Here is a 24499-nt window from a genome sequence, read left to right on the forward strand (position 1 = left end):
TAACTCAGCTAAATGAGAAATTAGCTGAGTTTTATTAGCTCTCTACTACTTGTGGCTTGGGCTGTGAGCTTGGGCCAGACGGTGGAAATCCTAGTTTTCACGACCAGAAACTGAGAACTGGAATCCCTGATAAATCAAGCATGACAAATTAATCAGATTTTCTTATCACCATAAGAAAAAGAGAGCCAGTTTATTAAACACGACTTCTAGCGATCTACCTAATTAGGCAGATAGTAAACATCACCCTATGGTCTTAATAGGCTATCGGTAATCGAGCGGGACTTTTGGGAAGGGAACAGGGAACAGGAAACAAATTTGTCCCAGTTTAGGTTGATAGCCTCTTAAATATTTTCTAATTTATCTATTCTAGATAAGATATCAAAATCCGTAAATATTTGATTGATTTACGACTTAGGTAAATTCAAGGGAGATGGGTGGACAAGGGGACTCTTGGGAAGTTGATTAACTCAAATCTTTCTCCTTAACTTAAAACTCTCTCAACCGAAGCTAAGAAGTTTTCGGGTCCCCCATCCCCCCAGATGCGGATTTATAATCCTTCTCGTAACTGTTGACGAGCAGTTTCTAAGGCTTCTTTTAATTTCGTAGCATCTCGTCCACCAGCTTGAGCTAGATTTGGTCTGCCACCGCCACCGCCACCGCAAATTTTGGCGATTTGTCCGATAAATTTGCCTGCTTGTAAGCCTTTTTTGTTGATTTTTGGGCTAAAAGCTGCTACAAAATTCACTTTTTGTGGTTCTGGACTGGAAGCTAAAATTACTGCGGCTTCGCCTAATTTTTGCTGTAGTCTTTCGGCAGCGGTTTTTAATGATTCAGCATCAACGTTTGGAAGTTCAGCTACTAGGATTTGGTATTCGCCAACTGTTTCGGCTTCCGATAGTAATTGATCGGATTTGGTAATTGCTAACTCAGCTTTTAAGGTTTCTAATTCTTTTTGAGTTGCTTTTAGTTCGTTTTGTAAGTTGGTGATGCGATCGGGAATTTCTTCGGGTTTTGCTTTAAAGCGATCGCTCAATTCCTTGACTACCTTATCCCGCAGATTCAAGTATTCTAAAATAGCTGGGCCTGCGACTGCTTCAATGCGTCTAATTCCGGCAGCGACACCTGTTTCTGAGATAATTTTAAACACGCCAATTTCGGCGGTATTATTCACATGAGTTCCGCCGCAAAGTTCCATCGAAACGCCAAAATCCAACACTCTGACTTCTTCACCATATTTTTCGCCAAACATGGCGATCGCACCTTTAGCTTTTGCTTCTGCTAAGGGCAGAACTTCCACAACTCCGGCGTGTGCTTCGGCAATCCATGTGTTAACTTGTTCTTCAACTTGTTGGATTTCTTCTAGAGTCAAAGCACGGGGACAATTAAAGTCGAAACGTAAGCGATCGAATGCTACCAAAGAACCAGCTTGCGAAACCGAATCATCGACAATTTTCTTCAATGCTGCTTGTAATAAATGGGTAGCGCTGTGATTAGCTTGCACGCGACGACGACAAGATCGATCGATTTGCGCGTTGACGCTATCTCCTACTCGTAAATTACCTCTTTCGATGCGTCCAAAATGCACGAAGAAATCCGATTCTTTTTTAACATCGTGAATGGTAACGATCGATCCATAGCCGCTAATTGTACCGCGATCGCCAATTTGTCCGCCAGATTCGGCATAAAATGGAGTGCGATCCAAAACTATTTGGATTTCAGTTCCCGCTTCTGCTTCTTCTACAGCTTCGCCATTAATTAAAATTGCTTCTATTTTGGCATTGGCTACCGCTTCGGTGTAACCTAAAAACTGTGTAGCGTGGATATTTTGGGCTAATTTATCCAGCGAACCTTGTACAGTTAAATCAATAGTTTCGTGGGCAGATTGCGATCGCGTTGTTTGTTCCTTCATCGCCGCTTCATAGCCCGCCAAATCTACCGTTAATCCCTGTTCTTCGGCAATTTCTTGGGTTAGTTCTAAGGGAAAACCGTAAGTATCATAAAGGGTGAAAGCATCATTTCCAGGAATTTCTGTTTTTCCGGCTTGCTTAACTCGTTCGATCGTTTCTTCCAGCAGTTTTTCGCCCCTTGCCAAAGTCTTCAAAAAGCGAGTTTCTTCTCTTTGTAATTCAGCTTTAATTGTAGTTTCTCTTTGGCGGACATTGGGGTAAGCTGATTCGGAAAGTGCGATCGCAGTTTCCGCAACTTTCGGCGTAAATTCTGACGAAATCCCAATCAATCTACCATGACGCACTACCCGACGAATTAACCGCCGCAACACATAACCGCGCCCGATATTTGATGCCCGAATTTCATCAGCAATCATGTGAACAACTGAACGGACGTGATCGCCAATTACTTTTAAAGAAACCTTGGTTTTTTCATCAGCTTTGGCGTAATCAATTCCTGCTATTTCCGCCGCAGTTTTGATAATCGGAAAAATCAAATCTGTTTCGTAATTATTGGGAACTCCTTGGAGGATTTGCGCCATCCGTTCCAATCCCATTCCGGTGTCAATATTCTTGTTTTGTAGAGGAGTTAAATTACCCTCAGCATCCTGGTTATATTGCATGAAAACCAGGTTATAAAATTCAATAAACCGAGAATCATCGTTTAGATCGATCTCGTCATCGCCCCGTTCGGGATGAAAATCGTAATATAATTCTGAACAAGGGCCACAAGGTCCAGTTGGGCCAGAATTCCAAAAGTTATCATCTGCACCCATGCGTTTAATTCGCTTTTCTGGTACGCCTATTTGATCTCGCCAAATTGCCAAAGCTTCGTCATCTTCCTCGAAGACGCTAACAGCAATGCGTTCTTTGGGTAAACCAAAAATTTTTGTAGAGAGTTCCCAGGCATAAGCGATCGCAATTTCTTTAAAATAATCCCCAAAGCTAAAATTACCCAGCATCTCAAAAAAAGTATGATGCCTTGCGGTACGTCCGACATTTTCAATATCGTTAGTCCGAATACACTTTTGCGATGTAGTGGCGCGAGGAAATTCGGGAGTTCTCTGTCCCAAAAAAATCGGTTTAAACGGTAACATCCCAGCAATAGTTAACAAAACTGTGGGATCTTCGGGTACTAAGGAAGCGCTAGGCAAAATTTGATGTCCTTTTTGGGCAAAGAAGTCGAGGAATTTTTGCCGAATTTCGCTACCGCTAAGATATGGGAGAGATGCAGGCATGAGTCTGTCTAATGTACTTGGTGATAGGGGGACTAAGGATGACAGGCAAGATGCCTGTCCTACGGGACTGGGGACTGGGAACTGGGAAAGTTTGACCAAGATTATTTGATTTACAGGATGAACGGGATTAGTCAATCTGTAAATCCTCTCAATCCTGAAATCTTGTAAATCTCGATCGAGTTTTGAGTTGTTTCCCCATGCTACCCAGTTCTCAATCTCCAAACCCCCATTTTAACTATATTTTGGGTTTTATTTCCGGCACTCATCCCAAGGACAGGAGAAACAAGGGGAAAACGTAGGGTGCGTTAACGAAGCGTGTAACGCACCATTATTTTAGTCCCGTAGGACAGGCATCTTGCCTGTCATCCCGTAGGACAGGCATCTTGCCTGTCATCCTTAATTGTTAACGCTATTTACTAAAAACTAAGTAGTGTAAAGACAAATAAAATTAAGTAAACAAGTTCTCACCGTTAAAGTTATCTATGCTAATTTAAAGATGGACACCGAAAGGAACAATAAACCAACAAAAAACGAGTGGTTCGGTCGCGGTGTCTCCTGACAGGAACCAGATTGCAGTTAATCAAGGCATAGCTTAAAGAAGTGGCAAAACGCTCTGTTGTAGAGCAGTGCCAAACCCGGATCAGGAAAGACCAATCTATGCGAAGGCCGTGGTAGTCCAACTGCAATTATCAATTGTCCACCTTAGTTGTTTATCCTTTATCATCGTCCTACTTTTTGACGATTAACACTTGAAAATTTTGCTCATTTTTTCCGAACGTGCCTAGTCCCATTGACTAGGCATTGTTGTGTTTAGGGGTAGGGGTGACGGCGGAATTTAGAGCCACTATCATTATTTATAAACATCTCCACAGCCCCAATTGTGTAAATTTCAATTTCCGCAGATTCAAGATCAACTAGAAAAACAATTCTGATATTACCAATACGCAATCTATAAAATCCTTCCCAATCTCCCTTCATTTTTTTTATGTCAAGTTCAGTAAAGGGAATCATTCCCTGTTCCTCAACAAAAATCTGGAGTCGATCGAGTTTTTCCCTAATTCTAGCAGCATCTTCACTATCTGCTTTTTCTAAGAACTTAATCGCGTTCTTACGAAATTTTATGACCATGTTTGATCCAATCCGTCATATCAACTAACTCTTCATCTTCATAGTCTGATGGTGAACCAAACATTTCATTAAGTTCTTCTTGTTCTTCATCACTTATATATGGTATTAAAGCTTGACAGAGTAAAAGCCTTTCTTCTCGCAAAACTTCCCGGACACTCTCTTTAATTAAAGCTTTAAGTTCCTCAATTTCCATTTCTACTCCCTATTTGTTAAATTTGCTTGGGTTTTTCCAAATATATTAACGCTCACACCAATCTTATCAAATAAGAAACCTGGCTTCTAGAGCAAAATCAACATTGACATAATAACCTAAGTTCTATTTTAGAATTAGCGATCGCTATAGCCCAGCCATTTTTAAATAGAATTAGCGAGAATTAGCGATCGCTCTAGTGGCGCTAACCTGAAAGATGCTAACTTGAGTAAAACGGTCATCAAGGAAGCTCGATTTGGAAGGAAAAGGAAAATAGTTCTGCAAGGTATATATGGTTATAAACTATATAAAAAGCAAAACATACTAAATTATTATAAAAGTTTTTCTATCATTAGACATAGATAAAGTTAAGAATTATACCTGTTCTTTCGATAGAAGTTTAGAAGCAAAGTATTAGTTATTCTGCTTAATAGGGAAACGCAAGGCAATATTCTAGTAGGTTAATAATGGCAGAGTAATAAATTAGAATTTCCACCTAATCATCTACCCAAAGTGATAAGTAACTAAGGTTATGAAAGAAAAACGGAGGAATATTAAGTAAGGACATAATTCCTCTGAACCATTCTGAAGCATAGACAAGTAGCTTGATTAGGTCTAATCGATTCTGGATCAAATTGAACTGATTTAAAAGACAGCATTTTTATAGACCAAGAATTCGCACAGATTTAGGAAATCACAGGAACCTTTTCTATGAAAGCTTTGGATTTGACTAAAGTTGTTTGGGCTAGTGTTTTTGCCTTGAATTTAGTTACTCTTCCCCTAAGTTTACCTAGTTCTGCCCAAACTGGCGGAACTGGTACGAGTGGTACGAGTGGTACGACTGGTACGGGAACTGGAACTGGTACCGGACTGGGTACTGGTTCGGGATTGGGTACTGGGACGAATGGTACCGGAACTGGTTCGGGATTGGGTACTGGGACGAGTGGTACCGGAACTGGTTCGGGATTGGGAACTGGGACGAGTGGTACCGGAACTGGTTCGGGATTGGGAACTGGGACGAGTGGTACCGGAACTGGTTCGGGATTGGGAACTGGGACGAGTGGTACCGGAACTGGTTCGGGATTGGGAACTGGGACGAGTGGTACCGGAACTGGTTCGGGATTGGGAACTGGGACGAGTGGTACCGGAACTGGTTCGGGATTGGGTACTGGGACGAGTGGTACCGGAACTGGTTCGGGATTGGGTACTGGGACGAGTGGTACCGGAACTGGGACGAGTGGTACCGGAACTGGTTCGGGATTAGGAACTGGGACGAATGGTACCGGAACTGGTTCGGGATTGGGAACTGGGACGAATGGTACCGGAACTGGTTCGGGATTAGGAACTGGGACGAATGGTACCGGAACTGGTTCGGGATTAGGAACTGGGACGAATGGTACCGGAACTGGTTCGGGATTGGGAACTGGGACGAGTGGTACCGGAACTGGTTCGGGATTGGGAACTGGGACGAGTGGTACCGGAACTGGTTCGGGATTGGGAACTGGGACGAGTGGTACCGGAACTGGTTCGGGATTGGGAACTGGCACGAGTGGTACCGGAACTGGAGTTGATGCGACTAGCGGTGGTACTGATACGACTGGTTCGGGATTGGGAACTGGCACGAGTGGTACCGGAACTGGAGTTGATGCGACTAGCGGTACTGGGACGACTGGTTCGGGAACTGGAACTGATACGACTTACGGTACTAGTACGAATGGGACGACTGGGACGACTTCAGGTGCGGTTGGTTCCCAGCAAGTTAACGCTGCCCAAAGCGATCGCAAATTCCATTCCAACTGGGGCGCATTAGGTTTGCTTGGTTTAGCTGGTTTAGCTGGTTTATTCCGCAAACCTAAAGAGACTGTGCGTTACCGCGAACCCAACCCAGTAAGTACCACTAAGGACAGATATTAGTTTTGCCCAGTTTTTGATTTGGCAAATTGACGATCGGGAAAACGAACATTTGTACATTTTTTCTTAGGAGATGAACGACAATGAATTCAATTAAGAAGTTGGCTGGTTTTTTAGGAGTTGTGGGAATTAGTTCTTTACTTACTCTTCCCGGACTTGCAGAAGTAAATCTCAACCAATCTGCTAAGAACTCTTTGTTACTGGCACAAAATTCTCCCGGACAATCTACTTCTAATCCCACTAACAATCGAGGTTCTAGTGGTTCAACTGGTGTAAATGCTGTTGACGATCCTTGTGTTAGACAAGGTACAAGAGGCGATGGGGGAAGTCTTTCTAGTAGTGCTAACTCCAGAAATTCTTCTACTAATGCTAATCGGAGAACTTCCTCTAATAGCGATAATGCTAGAAATTCTTCAAGAAGTTCCTCTAATAGCACTAATGCTAGAAATTCTTCGGGAAGTACATCTTATCCTTCAGGAGACGATCAAAGCTTAACAGCCCAAAACCAGAGATGTCTAGAGCAAGAAAATGACAATTCTTCTAGTGATAGTGATTCTACTACCACTCCTGGAATGAGAAACACACCAGGCGGTTCTACTATTAGCCCTGGAACCAGAAATACACCAGGCAGTTCTACTACTACTCCAGGTTCTGGAATTTAACAATAATCTGGTTTAAAAGCAATTTCCTTAAAGACTTTAGTCCTCGATCGTACTAGATTGAGCGACTAAAGTCTTTAATTGTTTTGAGGTTTTTCAGTTTAATGGTAGAAACATAATAGTTCCTCAGCAATGCAACAATAATGCTTACCTCAACCATTGAACTTTTAGAAACGGCGCACAGAAATGCTTATGCGATCGGTGCTTTCAATATTTATAACCTGGAAGGGGTAAAAGCGGTAATTAATGCGGCTGAAGCTTTGCAAAGTCCAGCGATGTTGCAACTTCATCCCAGCGCTTTAAGTTATGGTAAATCGCCTTTGGTGGCGCTTTGTTTGGAAGCAGCTAAGTCTTCTTCCGTACCAATTTCCGTTCACTTAGATCACAGCACTTCGGAAAAAGATATTCAAGCTGCTTTGGCAGCGGGAATCAAATCTATTATGGCTGATGGTTCTCCTCTTGATTATGAGAAAAATTTAGCTTTTACTCGTGAAATGACTAAATTATCTCATGAAAATGGGGCGGTTGTGGAAGCAGAAATTGGCAGAATTAGCGGTACGGAAGATGGTTTAACTGTGGCGGAATACGAGGCAAAAATGACCGATCCGCAACAGGCAGCGGAGTTTGTTAAAGCCACAAAAGTTGATACTTTAGCTGTAACTATTGGCAATGTTCACGGTAAATATAGAAGTGAACCTAAGTTAGATTTTAATCGATTGGCGGCGATTCGGAGGTTAGTTGATATACCTTTGGTTTTGCATGGCGCTTCGGGTTTACCTGAATCTATGATTAGCAAGTCTATTCAATTGGGAGTTTGCAAGTTTAATGTGAATACGGAAGTGCGGGAGGCTTATTTAGAGGTATTAAAATCCACTAATTCTTTATCTTCTCCTGATTTATTAGATGTGATGGAAAAGTCGATCGCAGCTATGCAATCAGTGGTAGCAGATAAGTTACAGCTTTTTGGTTCTTGTGGCAAGGCTTGGTTACACCACGTTTCGCCTAATGGAATGTTAGCTTTTAAGTGATTGTAATACGGTTTGAGCAGCATTATAACCCGCTGCACCAATAACAGAACCAGCAGGATGACAACCTGCACTGGCAGAATAAAGCCCGGATATTGGTGTAGTATAAGGGAGGCGATCGCTAAATCCAAAAGAGTTATCGACGTGGTGAATATGTCCCCTGTTAATGCCAAAATGCTGCTCAATTTTTTGGGGATGTAAGGGAAAGACTTCTTGCACTAATTCTGTTGTTCCGGGGGCGAAGCGATCGCAAATTGACAACAAATGATTTACATAGCGAGTTTCTTCTTTTTCCCAAGTCGTTCCTGTTAGTTGATATGGCACCCATTGCACAAACAATGCTGAATTATGTCGTCCTTCTTCATCTTGTAAAGATGGGTCAATAGTTGTGTGAATATACCATTCAATTGTGGGAAAATGGGGTAAGATTCCGGCTTGCACTTCAGCAAATGTGGTGGTTAGCGATCGCATTACTTCCGATTCATCTGGTAATAAGTGAATTGTGGTGTTAAACTGCCCTTTGTTTTCGGGTAAACAAGTGAATTTCGGCAAGTCTTTTAAACACATATTTACTTTAAAAGTTGTGCCGTTTTTCCGGTAGCTATCTAAACGTTGATTGTACTCATTCGGGAGTTTCTCTACACCTACTAATTGTTGCATTCGGAAAGGATCGGCATTGACAATAATTGTATTAGCATAAACTTCTCTACCATCAGCTAAAACTACGCCTTTTACTTGATTATTTTCTACTAAAATTTGGCTGACGCCCTTTCCAGTTTCGATTTTTGCCCCTGCTTTAATTGCTTCATTAGCAAAAGTTTGGGTGACTGTTCCCATTCCCCCTTTTACTACCATCCAAGTTCCGTCACTTCCCGGTAATCTACACATATTATGAATTAAAAAATTCATCCCTGTTCCGGGTGTATTCCAAGTTCCACAAAGTCCCGAAAAGCCATCGGTGACGGCGTACATTGCTTTGACTAAATCACTTTTGAAGTTGAAGCGATCGAGATATTCCCCCACTGATTTTCGACACAAATCAATAAATATTTGCCGCAGTTGTGGACGGACATATTTTTCGGCTGTTTCTTCAATTGAAAGTGGCGGTTTTAGCCAAGTTGGGGCGATGTCTTCTCTGATTTGGGAAATCTCTTTTTGTAATGCTTCGTTCGCTTTCCAGTCTGCTTCGGAAAAGAAGTCAATAAACTGTTGTTTCATAGCTTCTTGATTTGAACCAAACAGCAAATATCTATTATCGGTTGTGGGTAAAAAGTAATGGGGATCGCGGCGAATTGTTGGTAAGTTTATGTTGAGTTTTTGTAGTAGTTCTGGTGGCATTAAACCGAGTAAGTATGCGCCTGTTGATGTTCCTAAGTTTGGGGCGGTTTTGAAGGGTTTTTCGGTTCGACAAGCGCCGCCTATTACTGGTTTTTCTTCTAATACTAGAATGTTAAATCCTTGGCGTGCTAGGATTAATGCTGATACTAATCCGTTATGTCCTGCACCGATAATTAATATATCAACTTTTCTTTTTGTTTGGTTCATAAACATTCTCTTATTATAACAATTAAAGAATTTCTATGTACGTTGTTGCGCTTGGGCGCTAAACTATGGCGCCCAAGCGCAACAACGTACCTTTTTTAAATACAGTTTAATCGGCATTGCTGCAAAAATCTTGTGGGAATTTCTGGACGATCGCCAAAGTGCAAGTGAATGTATGAAGCATGAATGCTATACAAGTTCCATCCTTCTTCATTTACTAATTTAGCAGAAAAGCCTTTGATTTTAAACAAGGGTTTTGTTGGAGTTTTGGATAAGCTGGAACGATGAAATTCATGTCCCCAAACTGTTGCGCCTGTAGGTAATATTGGGCTATCCTGCAATGCTGTTGCTTGGCGATATCCTAATGTTAAACGGCTACCCATTTCTGCTTTTGTTGGTAAAATTCCTAACATTGGGTAACTGTTTCCTGAAAAATCTATTATTTCCTCGCATAAGTACATTAAACCCCCGCATTCTGCATAAGTGGGAGTTCCTGTTAAAATGGCTTTTTTAACTGCTTCTCTAATAGGGAAATTCTGAGTTAATTCTTGGGCAAAAACTTCGGGAAAACCGCCACCAAAATAAAATCCTTGCACATTTTTGGGCAAAGTAGTATCATTAATAGGACTCCAAAATACTAATTCCGCACCTAATTTTTCCAGTAAATCTAGGTTGTCTTGATAATAGAAATTGAATGCTTTATCTTGTGCGATCGCAATTCTAACTAGCGATGGCGATGACAGGCAAGATGCCTGTCCTACAGGGGACTGGGTTTTTAATTTTACTTCTGGACTTTTCAGCATTGGTAAGAGTTTTTCCCAGTCAAAACAAGTTTCTCCTAAATGGGCTAATTTAGCAATTACAGCATCCATTTGGGGAAGTTCGGCGGTGGGTATTAAACCTAAATGTCGATCGGGAATTGCAATATCATCTTCTCGGCGCAAAACTCCTAAAATTGGCAAATTCAAAGGTAACAAAGCATCTTTTAAAAGTTCTAAATGTCGATCGCTTCCCACCCGATTTAATATTAAACCAGCTATCTTAATTCTAGGATCGAAAGTGCTGTAACCTTGTGCGATCGCAGCAACAGAACCCGACAACCGACTACAATCAATTACTAATAATACAGCTAAATCCAACAACCGAGCAATATGTGCAGTACTGGCAAAAAAGTTCTCTTCTTCCCCAGTCCCCAGTCCCCAGTCCCCAGTCCCCTTCTTCACCCCATCAAACAACCCCATCACCCCTTCAACTAAAGCAAATTCTACTCCTTGAATATGACGGGAAAAACATTCTTTTACGTAAGTTTCCGAAGTGAGTACCGGATCTAAATTGCGGCAGGGTTTTCCGGTAACATAATGATGAAACATTGGGTCAATATAATCAGGCCCAACCTTAAAAGATTGTACTGCTAAATGGCGATGTTTTAAAGTAGCAAGCAGGGCAAGTGTTACAGTTGTTTTACCTACCCCGCTGCGTTCTCCGGCAATTATTAGACTCATTTTTGGTAATTGGTAGTTGGTAGTTGGTAGTGGGAATTTGCCATTTAATATCTTACAAATTTGTTAGTTTCTTCCTCAACCAACTACCCACTACCCACTACCCACTACCGATTCACTAGCTTGAGAATTTGCGCCGTGACTGCCATACTTTCTTCGTATAACATATCACGACTCCAGCGTTGTAACTGCTGACCTAATAAGCTTTCAGCTTGTTGATCGAACATTGGTGTTACTTGTTCAATGCGACAATTTTGTGCGCCACCGCCTGATTCCATCCGCATACAACCTGCGATTTGCGAACATAAAATTGTACAGCAGTCAGCTTGGGGATTAGTTGACATTAAACGTAAACCAATTAAATCACCAGGAATTTCTCCAGCGGCGATCGGAATTGCGGCTAATTCTACTTCGATTTGGCGTTGATCTGCACCGACAAATTTAATCTTTGTAATGTCATATTCGCCACCTTGATTTTCATAAGCAACTGGATGCCATTGTAACCGAGAAGCAAACCAACCTAAAAACATTAAAGCTTGTGCTGGATTGCCTTTTTCATAATCAATTGTCACCAGATCGATTTCCTTGACATAAGGACGACGTTCTGGGGGATCGAATGCTTCTGCGGTTAACTCTTGCCAATTAAATAAACGCCGCCAATTTAAGTCAGCAACATTCAATCCCGACTCAATCAAATCTTGCACAACTAACAAATCTTCTTCGGTAGCATTGAAGTGAGAAGAGTCAAGAATAATGCAATTGCTAGACTCAGCAATGCGTTTAAATAAATCGTGATTGGGATCTGGTGTTGCTTTCCACCACACGAATTTGGGCAAATCTGCGATCGCCAATTCGGGAATCATCCCACCAATCCGATCTAACGCCGTTTGTGTCCCTCTCAGCGTAATATATTCGCAGCAAATTAACGTCGAACTAGTGCGTTTTTGTACCGGACAATATGCCGAAACTTGCGCGTTTACGCCTTCATCTTCGCCCACAGTTGGACATAGCGCAATGATCCGACAAGGGTTCACAGAAGCGATCGCATCAGCAAAACCTGCCCCAGAAGTATCTAACGCATACTTCGTAGTTTTTACACCGTTACCATCAGCTGTTATCCCATCAACTTTTTTGGCAATTTCTTCTTTTAATTTCGCCAAAGTTTCTGGGTTAGACTTTCCGGTTACTTCCAATCCCAAAGCTTTTTGGGCAACTTCTAAAGCTGCTTGAGTCCGAGGCCCTTCAATCCCATCAATCGGCCCCATATAATATCCTAAAACCGCTAACAGTTGTTGGGTTTCCTCCGGTTCATAAATTACTAAACTAAAAGTTGCTGCCCTAGTTGCAGAGGCAAAAGAACCTTCGTCGCCAGCATTATAACTTTGCCAAATTTGACTTAGTTCAGTTTCAATATCGGCGACAGACACATCTTTCGGTGCTTGTAATGAAACTAATGGTGCAGATGAGGTAGTCATAGTTGATTAGGTAATTGGTAGTTGGTAGTTGGTAATTGGTCATTAGTTATTAGTCATTGGTCATTGGTTATTGGTCAATTGCTTGTACTTATTCATCACAAATGACGAATCACACATGACCAATGACTTATTAGGGTCTTCGCCAACGTTTACCATCGCGGTTAATTAGCAATTCTGCTTCTGCTGGTTCCCATGTTCCTGCTTCATACTGGGGAATTAATGCCGGATCGGTAGGTGTTTCCCATGCTGTAAGTGCGGGAGTAACTACTCGCCAAGCTTCTTCTACTTCATCGGCGCGAGTAAACAAAGTTTGGTCGCCCATCATGCAGTCTAGCAATAAGCGATCGTAAGCGTCACCGCTGGTTTTACCAAAAGCTGTGCCATAACCAAAGTCCATTTCTACTGTCCGAGTTCGCACTTCTAAACCAGGCATTTTCACTTCAAAACGCAGCGCAATTCCTTCGTTTGGTTGAATTCGCATGATCAGAACATTGTTATTAGTTTGATGGGCTGCCGACTGAAATAACAAATAGGGCACTTCCCGAAAATGAATGGCTATTTCTGATACTTTTTTCGGCATCCGTTTGCCAGTTCTTAAATAGAAAGGTACGCCTTGCCAACGCCAATTATCAATCATCAATTTCATCGCTACATAAGTTGGCGTGGTGGAATTAGGATCGACTCCATGTTCCTCACGATATCCCGGCACTTTTTGCCCTTTCATCCAACCCGCAGAATATTGCGCCCGAACTGCTGATTGGGTTAAATCATGGACATCTGCCAAGCGAGTAGCTTGCAAAACTTTTACCTTTTCTGTCCGCACAGAATCAGATTCCAAAGAGTTAGGCGGTTCCATTGCAGTTAAGCAAAATACTTGCATTAAATGGTTCTGCACCATGTCACGCAATGCGCCCGAAGTTTCGTAATAACCTGCGCGGTCTTCTACGCCTACGGTTTCTGCTACAGTAATTTGGACGTGATCGACAAATTGACGATTCCACAAAGGTTCAAAAATCGCATTGGCAAACCGGAATACCAACAAGTTTTGCACCGTTTCTTTGCCTAAATAGTGGTCAATCCGGTAAACTTGTTGTTCTTTGCAATATTGAGTGACAACTCGGTTCAGCGCCCTAGCACTTCCTAAATCTCGACCAAAAGGTTTTTCAATCACCACGCGGGTTTTTGTCGCATCAGCAGTCATTCCCGCATTACCCAACTGTTTAATTGCTTCCCCATACAATTTGGGTGCAACTGATAGGTAAAATACCCTATTTCCTCTGGTACCTCTTTTACTATCTAACTCGGTTAAAAATGCCTTGAGTTTTTGATAGCTTTCTGGGTTGTCAATATCACCGGAACAGTAGAACAAACCTTGAGCAAATTCTTGCCACAGTTCTTCGCTACCCACGCCTTCGGAAAATTCGTCTAATCCTTTCCGCATTTGTTCGCGGAAATAATCATGACTCCAGTCGCGTCGCGCCACACCTACGATCGTCGTTTCTGGTGGTAGTCTCCTCTCTCGTCTTAAATGATAAATTGCCGGAATCAATTTACGTTGAGTCAAGTCGCCAGATGCACCGAAGATTACCAGAATTTGTGGTTCGGGCATCTTTTCTTGCTGTAAGCCTACACGCAGGGGATTGGGTAAAAGTGTAACCATTTTGTTCTTTCTACCTTATATATAGTGTCAATTTTCGATTACGACTTAATTTGTAACCGTATTTCTTCTAACTGTTGCGTTAATTCCTTGACTTGAGCAGTTAAAGAATTAATGATTCCTTCATATTCAGCTTTCAGTTCGGCTCTCACTTCGGCTCTCATTTTCTCCCTTTCATAAGCTAAACGACGTTCCCAATCAATATCTCGCTGTCTGAGTTCGGCTTTGAGTTGTCTGTTTTCTTCCCGCAACCTTTCTAATTCAGCCGCTACTTCAGCTGAACGCTTTTCCCTCTCGATATTCTGTCGCCGAATTTGTTCTCTGAGTCGCTGATTCTCAAAGCGCAACTGCTCTACTTCCGAAAGATTACCCGAAGTACTTCGCTTTGTCTTCGCTGATGAAAGTTTTTCGTCAACTAACCTCTGTACTACTGCACCTGTAGGAATACCATTTGGCGCTAACTCCACTGCCTGTTGCCAAATTTCTATCTGTAACTCTGGTGGAAGTTGGGTCAAGGGACGAACTTGATTTTCCTTTCTCGGCAAAATGTCTCCAATTGGAGACAAATTTTCCATCACCTGAGCAGCACTAATGAAACGATAGGCTGTGGGTCGTGCCATTCCCCACCTATCTCGGCAATAAGCCTCGAAAGTTTTGTGAGTTTCCCGGTGCAGTTTCTTTTCCCGAATTTCTTCCAAAGCTTTGCCGACTTCGTAAAAGGTGTGAAGTCCCCGTTCGATGACAGTTTCTAGTTCGCCAAGCCTCGCTTTTTCAGAAGCATCAAGTTGGGAGTTTAGCTTGCTGTTGTCTGAAATCGTGTTGGTACTTAACATGGCAGTAGTCTCCAATTTGGCAACACAACAGTGGTAATTGAGGTAAAGCTGCTCCCCCTGTGTAGACAGTAGAGACGTTGTATACAACGTCTCTACTACTTTAAGGAGGATGTGCAGCAACGATAGCCTTAATTTACACTGGCTCCAGTTGTTTTACCTTGGTTTCTAAAGAATCCATTAATGATTGGAAGGGTTGGACAAATTTCTCAATCCCTTCGGTGAGAAGTTCATCCATGACTTGATTGATATCAATGTCAATGTCTGGATCTTTTAGATTTTCGATCAGGGTGTAGGCTTCTTCAACTTTAGATTCTACGCGATTGGCAACATCACAGTGATCGGCACAAGCTTCAATTGTGTTCGGTGGTAAGGTGTTAACTGTATCGGGACCGATCAGTTCATCAACGTACATGACATCGCTGTAATTGGGGTCTTTGGTGCTAGTAGAAGCCCACAATAAACGTTGTACTTTAGCACCTTTTGCGGCTAGTGCTTTCCAGCGATCGCTCTCGATAATCTCTTTATACTTTTGGTAAGCAATCTTGGCATTGGCGATCGCCACTTTCCCTTTCACAGTCCGTAATTTTGCTTCGACGTTAATGCTTTCCACACCCGCCTTTAACTTGTTATCAATCCGACTGTCAATGTTAGAATCAATCCGACTGAGAAAGAAGCTAGCAACCGAAGCAATCTTGCTAATATCTTTACCTTCAGCGGCGCGTTTTTCCAATCCAGAAATGTAAGCCCAAGCAGTATTTACGTAACTATCTACTGAGAATAATAGCGTCACATTCACATTAATCCCATCGGCAATTACTTGCTCAACTGCGGGTAATCCGGCGCTAGTTCCCGGAATTTTGATCATCACGTTTTCCCGACCGATTTCTTGATAGTAACGACGGGCTTCGTTAATGGTAGCTTGGGTATCGTGAGCAATGGTTGGTGGTACTTCAATGCTGATGTAACCATCTAATCCATTTGATTGTTCGTAAACTGGACGAAAGATATCGCAAGCGTGACGAATGTCATCAAAAATTAGAGATTCGTAAATCTTGTAAGTTGGTAAACCTTCGCGGATGCCTTTTTCGATATCGGCATCGTAAATTTTGTTGCCTGCGATCGCTTTTTCAAAAATCGCCGGATTAGAAGTAATCCCTTTAATCCCTCGCTCTTCAATCATTCGTTTGAGTTCACCGGACTCTATCAAATCGCGAGTCAAATTATCCATCCAGATACTTTGCCCGTATTCTTGAATTTCTAAGATATGATTGGTTGCCATGTTCTTCCTTATTTTACTACTATCTACTTGCGAACTGGTTGGTGTAGATTAAATTTTTTATGAACTGGCGACGGCTTTTTCTTTGCTTTCTCTAACACCTTCAGTAATAAAAGATTCCACCAAAGCGACATCTTCTTTACTGCCAATAATTAGCGGCACACGCTCATGCAATTTTTTGGGTACTACATCCATAATTTCCTGCATTCCAGTACTAGCACGACCACCAGCTTGTTGAGCTAAATAAGCTAAAGGTGCAGCTTCATAAAGTAACCGCAATTTACCATCTGGTTTCTTCTGCGTGCCGGGATATAAAAATACTCCTCCCTGGAACAAAATGCGGTGGAAATCTCCTACTAATGCGCCACCATAACGGGCAGTATAACCTTCATGACGATGCACATAACGGATGTAATTCCGAATCGATTCTTCCCACTGCCAAAAGTTACCTTCATTCACACTATAAATCGGCCCATGTTGAGGAATTTGAATGTTTTCGTTAGAGAGAATAAACTCACCTAAACTAGGGTCTAGTGTAAAAGAATGAACACCTCTGCCGATCGAATAAACCAGCATTGTGCTAGGCCCATAAAGTATATAACCTGCGGCAATTTGTTTGTGTCCATTTTGTAACAAATCTAAGGCAGAACCATCTTCATCATTGCCTTCTTGTTGGCGAATTGAAAAGATAGAACCGACATTAATATTGATGTCTATGTTGGAAGAACCATCGATCGGATCGTAGAGCAAAGTATAACGTCCAATTGGGCAATTTTCTGGGATGTAATAGGGTTTTTCCATTTCCTCGGAAGCCAAGCGACAAACTAATCCGCTTTGCTTAAACACCGAGATAAAAACATCATTGGCGTAAATGTCCATCTTTTTGACAGACTCTCCCTGTACATTTACTTCCCCTGTAAATCCCAGGACATTTTCCATTAAACCTGCTCTACTCATCCGGCGAGCAATTAATTTTCCCGCCAAAGCAATCCGATTCATCAAAGCACTTAAGTCTTGTGCGTCTGCTGAGAAACTTTGTAATTGCTGCAACACATGACGGGACAGCGTGGTACAATCCCGGTCTAGGGCAGGTTCCTGAGCTAGAGGCTGAGTAGCTTCCGACATTAATCTTCCTCCTCTCTATAAAAGCCGCTTTTTGAGTGGGGCAGTTGTTCAGATATTGCTCCTGCGATTCATGCCCAAGCGTCTCCTATTAATAATCTTAAAGACGCTTTTTTCAGAGAGCCTCTAACTTTAGATGAACTACAGAAATGCTATTTCCAGATAAAGCATAAACACTTATTAGGCAATAGGTCTTAGGTATTATTTTCTAAACAAAAAGGTCTACCCAAAGTTAGGTAAACCTAACCCAGATCCCCGACTTCTTCAAGAAGTCGGGGATCTATGTGTCTTACTTATTCGATCGAAATAGATTGCGGCCCACTACTTCTACCGTTGTTACCGTCAGTGGTGCTAGAACTAGGGGTGGTAACACCTGTTTGTTGATCTAACCAGCTTTTCACGGGGTCATCATTTAAGCTGAGGCGAAGAATACCTGAGACAAATCCACCCACGAAGGAAACTGGGTTTTGGATTAGTTCTTTAAAAACGGGGGTTAGTTCGTCAAGAAACATAAGCTATATACTGGCGCAGTTGTGATTCCTTTGGGATTGTAGCGCGTAAACTGGGGACTGGGGATTGGGATTGTTGATAAATCAAGGATAGATTTCTTGTATAATTTCTGCGGTTACTATATCTACAGCACGCTTAACTGGGAGACTTAACTCTAAACCAAAGTCTAAATTTTCTGCTTCTATTAAATAGACAGTTACTTCGTTGGGAAAGTCTTGTTTAAAGATTTTGCGTCCGGCTGCGATCGCATGATGCCAGCGAAAGTCATGTAAAGTATAACTAGCTTCTGGCAACTCTTCTAAAACTTCTCCTGGCACTTTATAAACCGCTCCCGGTTCCGAACCACTGTTACTAGCATCAATAATAATTAAAGATGTGCTACCTCTTGCTTGAAACATCACATCTATTCCACCCGTACCGCAGTCAAAAACTCGCACATTATCTCTGGGATTTTCTGCTAAGTGACGTTGCAAGCGTTGAGCAACTATTACACCTACACCATCATCGCATCGATTTAAATTACCACAACCAATAATTGTTAGCATAAAATTATTTTCAAGTTAGCCATCGACAGATCGATCGCGATTCTCTCTTTCCAAAATGCGATCGCAAACCATATTAAGAAAGTACGTTGTTGCGCTTTAGCGCTATAGTTTAGCGCTAAAGCGCAACAACGTACCTAGATTCTTTTTAGAATTAAGCAGTTCTAAATCTTGCTAATTCCTCCCCTGTTTTGGCATCATGAGCATGAACAGTACAAACTAAGCAAGAGTCGAACGATCGCGCAACATGACCAACTTCGATCGGATCGGTAGGATCGGCAATAGGTGTACCAACTAAAGCTGCTTCAATCGGCCCTTTTTTACCTTCACCGTCGCGAGGGCCAACATTCCAAGTGGTAGGCGCAATAATCTGGTAATTTTTAATCTTACCTCCCTCTACTTCTACCCAGTGACACAGAGAACCTCTGGCAGCTTCCGTTGCACCCCAGCCCCGACCATCTCTCTGGGTTGGTTTAATATAGAAAGGTTCGTTTAAGCGGAACTCTCGCAAACAGCGTTCTGCTTGGCGATACAGTTTGACGATTTCATGTACTCTCGCTAGTTGCCGGAGATGGATACTAGCACCACCCATTTTCTTGAAACAATCAAGAATCAACCCGTCGTAGTGTTGCCAATCTTCACCATGTTTGCCACCCGCTACCAGTTGTCTTGCTAATGCGCCTGCTTCCAAACGTCCGAAATCAGCGTGAAGGACTGCACTAGACCAAGTATAGGCGTTATCAAAGTCGTGGGTGTTTTTTTCTGTTGGTTTCGTGGTGCGATCGAACGGATGCACATCTCCAGTCCCTTCATCATACCAAGCATGAGTGGTATTCTCACGGGCAAAGGTGTGATCCATCAAAGAGTGAGTATCGCTAAAGCTGTCATACACTCCACTCTTCATAATCACCGCTGCATTTCTGCCCTCAATCGTCGGTTTTTGATACTTATCTTCGTGTGGTAAATATCCCCAAGTGACGTATTTTCCTACACCAACGCCGTATTTATCCAACCCAATATCTAAACCCATGCGCCAGTAAAAACCTAAATCCGAGTTAGCGTGTTTCGGGTCTTCCTCCAACCATGCCATAAAATCATCATAAGTTTGAATTTGTTCGTAGCGTTCCAACGAACAACCCAACCAGGCAGGTTCTAACCAATTGGTGCGAAAATATTCCAAGATTGACCAAGCGCGAGTGATATCAGTTAAGGTAGGGGCGCACATTACACCACCCGGCACCATATAACTAGAGTGAGGCCATTGTCCGCCTAATAAAGCATAAATTTCTACTGGTTTGGCAGAGATTGTTACTCCTAGTTCGTAGGATTTACCTGTGTAGGGGGCGAATCTGTAACAAGCTTCTTCGTAGAATGAACTATGTTGGTATTTTTTGTTGGTTAGATCGATCGCAAACAACCCATAAAAATAGCGGGGAATACTTTGGATTGTTTCTGCTAATTGTCCTAAGTTTCTGGCTAAAATAGCATTGCGCGGAACTTCTGTACCCCAAGCGGTATCCAATGCCCAAGAAGCACAGGTGAGGTGAGAACCTCCACAGATTCCGCAAGCACGCGGGGTTACAATTAATCCAGCTTGGGGGTCTTTGCCTCGTAAAATGATTTCAAAGCCTCGAAATAGTTCGGCATGAGTCCAAGCGTTGGTGACGTATCCATCTTGTATTTCCACTCGTACATCTAAGTCGCCTTCTACTCTTCCGACTGGCGAAATGTCTAAGGTTTGAACTGGCATTCTTTATTGTCTCCTCTCTGAAAGTTTTACTTTTTTGTCATTGGTCATTTTTTTGTACGCAGATGAATGCAGATGAACGCAGATGTTCATGATGGTTTTTTGTTGGACACAAATGACAAATGACAAATGACAAATGACAAATGACCAATGACCAATGACAAATGACAAATGACAAATAACCAATGACTAAACTGTGAAAATGTCTTCTTCTGCCCAGTCGGGTGTTGCATCTTTTGCTACTACTGTGAGTAGGGCATAATCTTTTTTGTTGACTCCTGTTGGCAGTTCTTTGGGTACGCCCATCACCGTTTGGGTTTTGAAGACTGTGCCTGGTTTAAGATCGTGGAAGGGAAACTCTGGTTCTGTGCAACCTAAACAAGGCATTCCAGCACGAGTTTTGGAGGAGACTCGGTTCCATAATATCCGGTTGCAGGAGGAGTGTGTCATCGGTCCCCGGCAACCTAAGTCGTAGAACAGGCAACCTTTGCGTTGTCCAAACTCACTGGTTGAGGCTTTGTAGGCAAAGTGGACGTTGCGGGTACAGCCTGTTTGGGTGAAGCTTTTGAAGAAGGTTTGCGGACGGTTTAGTTCGTCTAAGGTGATGTCTGCGATCCTTCCGGTGGCGATCGCTACTAGAATTTGAGTAATCCAGTCTGGATGTGCAGGACAACCTGGAATATTTATCACTGGCAGTCCGGCTTTAGAAACATAATCTTTGCCTAAAAAACCGCCTTCTTTGCGTTTGAGAAATTGTAACCCTGTAGAGTCGCTGGGGTTAGGTGCCATCGCTGGGATACCTCCCCAAGTCGCACAGTCTCCCACCGCAACTACAAAACTCGCTGCTTTTGATAAGTCGGCAAGCCAATCTTTCATCGGACGGTGAGCAAATCGATTCCAGGTTCCTGTACCATTGGGAGCATTGATTACCGATCCCTCAAATACTAGGATATCCAAAGAAATCTTTCCTTCTACGCAATCCCATAGCAATTTTTGCAGGTTGTCTCCTAGTTCGACTCCTAACGAAGGATGCCACAAAATGTTAATCCCAAAGTCGGTTACTAAGTCGCAAGCACTGGGTTCTTCTGCATTTAAAAATGACATTGTGTTGCCAGAACAGGCACCACCTTGAAGCCAAAGGACATTGACCATACGCCACCTTAGATTCTCAGTTGTTGTAATTTTTCACAGGAATTTAGGTGGCTTTCTTCACTATCTGCCACCCCAATTGTAATTGTGTAATTCTTCTTATCATCAAACGAATTTCTTAGGTTGTCTGCTTAATTTAAGGAATATTTCATATTTCTAAAAGTGAGAATGTATTGATATTTTGACAATAAAAAAATTGTTAATTAACAAAAGTTAAGAAAGATTAAATTGAGTCAAGCGATCGCACTATTTATAAAGTATTTGCCAAAACTGAAAAATTTTAGTACGTTTAAGATTACGTCGATCGAGTTAGCGCACAGAACTTAATTAAGAATTTCTGTCGTTAATCAAGATCAATTTTAGTCGATCAAGAGATTGAGGGGAAAGTTTTGTGACACCAAGCATGACTGAGGTGGCAGTTAAGGCTGCGATAACCGCTATTGAATCTGAATCAGCAACTTTAGAAGAAAAAATCGAAATGCTGATCGAATTAGGGATGGAATTGCAAAAAAAGCCTAAAGAAATTCAGGATCTTTGGAATGCTGTGTCACTCTATTCTCATGCTTTGGAATTATGCAAGGAACAGTTTCCATTTCTGAAAGCAAGGGTGCTCACAGGGATGGGAACGGCTTTGCGATCGATCCCCAACGAAGACGCGGATTTGTTACAACAAGCTAGGGAATGTTATCAATCTGCACTCCCTTTGTTGCAAGAATATGCTTCCCCAGAAGAAGTAGCAGAAACGGAAATGAATCTGGGTTTAGTTTTACAAGCTTTGGTTCCTTTTCATCAAGCTAGATTGGTGGATAGCATTCAGTTATATCAGCGGGCTTTAAGGGTATTTAAGGGCGATAGTTATCCCCAAGAATTTGCGATTTTGCATAATAATATTGCGATCGCTTACCTTTCTATGCCAATGTCTTCGGAAGGGGAAGATATGCGACAAGCTTTAGCTGTACAATCTTTTCAACAAGCTTTGGAATGGATTTCTTTAATCGACCATCCGAACGAGTATGCAATGCTACAAAATAATTTGGGCAATGCTTTACAGTATTTACCAAGTGCTCATGCAGTAGATAATAATTGGCGGGCAATTAGAGCTTATGATGAAGCTTTGAAAGTTCGTAATCAACGGGATACGCCGATCGAATATGCGAATACTTTAGCGAATAAAGCTAACGCTTTAAGCAATCTTCCTGATGATTCAGAACATCCTGAAGCTGGTAATGATAATAACTTGTTGCAAGCAAGGGGATATTATCAGGAAGCTGCGGCTATTTTTCGCCAATATGGAAGGTTTGAACAGGCGGAAATGGTGGAACAGGCGATTAGTGATTTATAGGTTTTAAGGGTTGAGTTACTATTTTTAGGAGAAGGCAATGAATGAGTTAATAAACGATCCATTGGTACAGGATTTTATCTCTAGCTTTTTTGCGGGAGAGGTTAACTTGGAGACAGGGTTAGTTTGGTTGGGGATTGCGATCGCTTTTTCAATTCTTGGAGGTGCGATCGGTGGCGTATTATTAGCAGGAAAAGATCTCGGTTATCGACTTTCAGCGATGATTGGGGGATTATTTGGGCCAGCAGCAATTATTCCTGCTACTGTACTTGGGTTAATTGTACTGGCAATTAATTAATTTTAAACCGCAAAGAACGCAAAGGACGCAAAGAAAGGAGAAAAAGTTATGTTAGAAGTGGGTTGGTTTTCTACGAAGTTACTTTTTAAAGGGAAGTTATTACGAAATCCTGGTTATTTTGCTAGACAAACGGCACTTGGAGTGATGATTGGCTTTTTGTTACTAGTAGGACTTGATAAACTGGGTAGTGAATTATGGTTATCAATTCCAGTATCGGGTTTTTTGACTGGGGTATTTATGCCGTTTTTACTGAAAGATGTAAAAATGCAGTAATAATACTAAATCCGGGTTAACTATCCCTTTTATAATGAACCGCTCCAGACACAGAGGACGCAGAGAGAAGAGGGAGAAAATACAGGGGTTACTAACCCGAATTTAGTAAAATTTGGCATTTTCATCGAAATTAACCGATCGCAAATCACTACCAATTTCCATAATTATGGTTCAAGCGCCAAATCAAGTAGAAACAAGTTCGACGCTGGAAGAACTGGTACGAGAAATCGATCGCTATGAGTCGATCGCTAGTCAATGGGATGAGTCGCAACGGGTAATAGTGATGGGATTGAAAAGGGCGATCGAAGCTTTACATCGCGAAGCTTTGATCCGCCTGATTCGCAATGTTAAACAAGATTCTTTATCTGCTTTGCGGCGTGCGGCTGAAGATGAGGTAGTATACGGGTTATTGCGTTATTATGACTTGGTAAAATCGCCTCAACCGCCTTTGGAAGAAAGAGTTAAACTGGCTTTGGCGGAAGTTCGACCAGGATTGCAAAGCCATAATGGAGATGTGGAACTGGTGGCGATCGATCTACCTACCGTTAAAGTTAGATTAACAGGAACTTGTAGTAATTGTCCGGCTTCCACTCTTACTTTATCCGATAGTGTAGAACAAGCGATTAAGCGTTACTGTCCAGAGATTACCCAAGTAATAGCTGTAGAAACAACTAATTTTTCGCCTAATCAAAATTTATCTCAAAGTGTAGATTCTGATTGGATAGAGGTAACGTCACTCGCTGAAGTTCCTACCCAAGGAGTTTTGGCGATGAAATTGTTCGGTAAATCGCTAATATTATCTAAAGTTGGTTCTCAAGTTGTTTGTTATGAAAATGCTTGCAGTCATTTTGGTGAACCGTTAGATTCTGGGAATGTTAGCTATGGAATTTTAACTTGTCCTAGTCATAAGTTTCGCTATCTTTTGGAAACTGGGGAATGTTTGACTTCTCCAGAAGTGTCTTTGCAATCTTATCTGGTACAGGTACAAGATGGACGAGTGTTTGTTGAAATAAGGCGATAGCGATCGCTATTTTTTGTTAAGTAGGTGCAAATAAATAAAGTGAGAATAGTTATCTAAGGATGGGGCGGGCAGGATGCCCACCCCACAAGAAAAATGAAACAACCCTGGGGCCTTGAATG

The 24499-nt window shown here is 42.0% G+C and carries 21 protein-coding genes; 7 read left to right on the forward strand and 14 right to left on the reverse strand.

Annotated features, from left to right (window positions below; genetic code table 11):
- Window positions 1-547 precede the first annotated feature (547 nt).
- The 3 genes from alaS to ACE1CI_RS09215 all read right to left on the reverse strand — a co-directional run bounded on the left by alaS (window position 548) and on the right by ACE1CI_RS09215 (window position 4505).
- On the reverse strand, window positions 548-3184 hold the full coding sequence (alaS, locus tag ACE1CI_RS09205; RefSeq protein WP_413262967.1) for an alanine--tRNA ligase: 2637 nt from the start codon (window positions 3182-3184) through the stop codon (window positions 548-550).
- Window positions 3185-3994: 810 nt separating this feature from the next.
- Window positions 3995-4312, reverse strand: a complete 318-nt coding sequence (locus ACE1CI_RS09210) for a type II toxin-antitoxin system RelE family toxin (RefSeq protein ID WP_413262966.1) — start codon at window positions 4310-4312, stop codon at window positions 3995-3997.
- Entirely contained in the window at window positions 4293-4505 is a 213-nt protein-coding gene (locus ACE1CI_RS09215) for a hypothetical protein (protein WP_413262965.1), read from the reverse strand. Before ACE1CI_RS09215 ends, ACE1CI_RS09210 begins: the two co-directional genes overlap by 20 nt.
- 708 nt (window positions 4506-5213) lie before the next feature.
- Here ACE1CI_RS09215 and ACE1CI_RS09220 point away from each other — a divergent pair.
- The 3 genes from ACE1CI_RS09220 to ACE1CI_RS09230 all read left to right on the forward strand — a co-directional run bounded on the left by ACE1CI_RS09220 (window position 5214) and on the right by ACE1CI_RS09230 (window position 8100).
- Window positions 5214-6416, forward strand: coding sequence for a WGxxGxxG-CTERM domain-containing protein (locus ACE1CI_RS09220; RefSeq protein ID WP_496615354.1), 1203 nt, complete (start codon window positions 5214-5216; stop codon window positions 6414-6416).
- An 80-nt stretch (window positions 6417-6496) separates the two neighbouring features.
- On the forward strand, window positions 6497-7075 hold the full coding sequence (locus ACE1CI_RS09225) for a hypothetical protein (protein ID WP_413265802.1): 579 nt from the start codon (window positions 6497-6499) through the stop codon (window positions 7073-7075).
- A gap of 140 nt (window positions 7076-7215) precedes the next feature.
- Window positions 7216-8100 (forward strand): class II fructose-bisphosphate aldolase, encoded by an 885-nt coding sequence (locus ACE1CI_RS09230; RefSeq protein WP_413265803.1) that lies wholly within the window; start codon window positions 7216-7218, stop codon window positions 8098-8100.
- Here ACE1CI_RS09230 and ACE1CI_RS09235 read toward each other — a convergent pair.
- The 11 genes from ACE1CI_RS09235 to ACE1CI_RS09285 all read right to left on the reverse strand — a co-directional run bounded on the left by ACE1CI_RS09235 (window position 8086) and on the right by ACE1CI_RS09285 (window position 21452).
- Window positions 8086-9642, reverse strand: a complete 1557-nt coding sequence (locus ACE1CI_RS09235; protein WP_413265804.1) for a phytoene desaturase family protein — start codon at window positions 9640-9642, stop codon at window positions 8086-8088. The genes ACE1CI_RS09230 and ACE1CI_RS09235 overlap by 15 nt on opposite strands.
- A 95-nt stretch (window positions 9643-9737) precedes the next feature.
- Window positions 9738-11141, reverse strand: coding sequence for a cobyrinic acid a,c-diamide synthase CobB (locus ACE1CI_RS09240; RefSeq protein ID WP_413266180.1), 1404 nt, complete (start codon window positions 11139-11141; stop codon window positions 9738-9740).
- 104 nt (window positions 11142-11245) lie between these two features.
- Window positions 11246-12613 (reverse strand): glucose-6-phosphate dehydrogenase assembly protein OpcA, encoded by a 1368-nt coding sequence (gene opcA / locus ACE1CI_RS09245; RefSeq protein ID WP_413266181.1) that lies wholly within the window; start codon window positions 12611-12613, stop codon window positions 11246-11248.
- A 130-nt stretch (window positions 12614-12743) separates the two neighbouring features.
- Entirely contained in the window at window positions 12744-14273 is a 1530-nt protein-coding gene (gene zwf / locus ACE1CI_RS09250) for a glucose-6-phosphate dehydrogenase (protein ID WP_413266182.1), read from the reverse strand.
- A gap of 38 nt (window positions 14274-14311) precedes the next feature.
- On the reverse strand, window positions 14312-15103 hold the full coding sequence (locus ACE1CI_RS09255) for a hypothetical protein (RefSeq protein ID WP_413266183.1): 792 nt from the start codon (window positions 15101-15103) through the stop codon (window positions 14312-14314).
- Window positions 15104-15236: 133 nt separating this feature from the next.
- A complete protein-coding gene (gene tal / locus ACE1CI_RS09260) occupies window positions 15237-16382 on the reverse strand; it encodes a transaldolase (protein ID WP_413266184.1) in 1146 nt (381 codons plus the stop codon).
- A 57-nt stretch (window positions 16383-16439) separates the two neighbouring features.
- Entirely contained in the window at window positions 16440-17504 is a 1065-nt protein-coding gene (gene fbp / locus ACE1CI_RS09265) for a class 1 fructose-bisphosphatase (protein WP_413266185.1), read from the reverse strand.
- 290 nt (window positions 17505-17794) lie between these two features.
- Window positions 17795-18013: a ssl0294 family protein gene (locus ACE1CI_RS09270; RefSeq protein ID WP_413266186.1), complete on the reverse strand. Its 219-nt coding sequence runs from the start codon at window positions 18011-18013 to the stop codon at window positions 17795-17797.
- Window positions 18014-18094: 81 nt separating this feature from the next.
- A complete protein-coding gene (locus tag ACE1CI_RS09275; RefSeq protein WP_413266187.1) occupies window positions 18095-18556 on the reverse strand; it encodes a hydrogenase maturation protease in 462 nt (153 codons plus the stop codon).
- Window positions 18557-18707: 151 nt separating this feature from the next.
- Window positions 18708-20303 carry a nickel-dependent hydrogenase large subunit gene (locus tag ACE1CI_RS09280; protein ID WP_413266188.1) on the reverse strand — a complete coding sequence of 532 codons (1596 nt, stop codon included), beginning with the start codon at window positions 20301-20303 and terminating at the stop codon, window positions 18708-18710.
- 186 nt (window positions 20304-20489) lie between these two features.
- Window positions 20490-21452 carry an NADH-quinone oxidoreductase subunit B family protein gene (locus tag ACE1CI_RS09285; protein ID WP_413266189.1) on the reverse strand — a complete coding sequence of 321 codons (963 nt, stop codon included), beginning with the start codon at window positions 21450-21452 and terminating at the stop codon, window positions 20490-20492.
- A gap of 388 nt (window positions 21453-21840) precedes the next feature.
- Here ACE1CI_RS09285 and ACE1CI_RS09290 point away from each other — a divergent pair, with 388 nt between their 5' ends.
- The 4 genes from ACE1CI_RS09290 to ACE1CI_RS09305 all read left to right on the forward strand — a co-directional run bounded on the left by ACE1CI_RS09290 (window position 21841) and on the right by ACE1CI_RS09305 (window position 24380).
- Window positions 21841-22791, forward strand: coding sequence for a tetratricopeptide repeat protein (locus tag ACE1CI_RS09290; protein WP_413266190.1), 951 nt, complete (start codon window positions 21841-21843; stop codon window positions 22789-22791).
- A 37-nt stretch (window positions 22792-22828) separates the two neighbouring features.
- Complete coding sequence (locus tag ACE1CI_RS09295) at window positions 22829-23086, forward strand: asr0689 family protein (protein WP_413266191.1); 258 nt, start codon at window positions 22829-22831, stop codon at window positions 23084-23086.
- Between the two features lie 48 nt (window positions 23087-23134).
- Window positions 23135-23359 (forward strand): hypothetical protein, encoded by a 225-nt coding sequence (locus ACE1CI_RS09300; protein ID WP_413266192.1) that lies wholly within the window; start codon window positions 23135-23137, stop codon window positions 23357-23359.
- 166 nt (window positions 23360-23525) lie between these two features.
- On the forward strand, window positions 23526-24380 hold the full coding sequence (locus ACE1CI_RS09305; protein WP_459564108.1) for a NifU family protein: 855 nt from the start codon (window positions 23526-23528) through the stop codon (window positions 24378-24380).
- Window positions 24381-24499 lie beyond the last annotated feature (119 nt).

The organism is Floridaenema flaviceps BLCC-F50, from assembly GCF_041929275.2.
GTDB classification, from domain to species: Bacteria; Cyanobacteriota; Cyanobacteriia; order Cyanobacteriales; family Aerosakkonemataceae; genus Floridanema; species Floridanema flaviceps.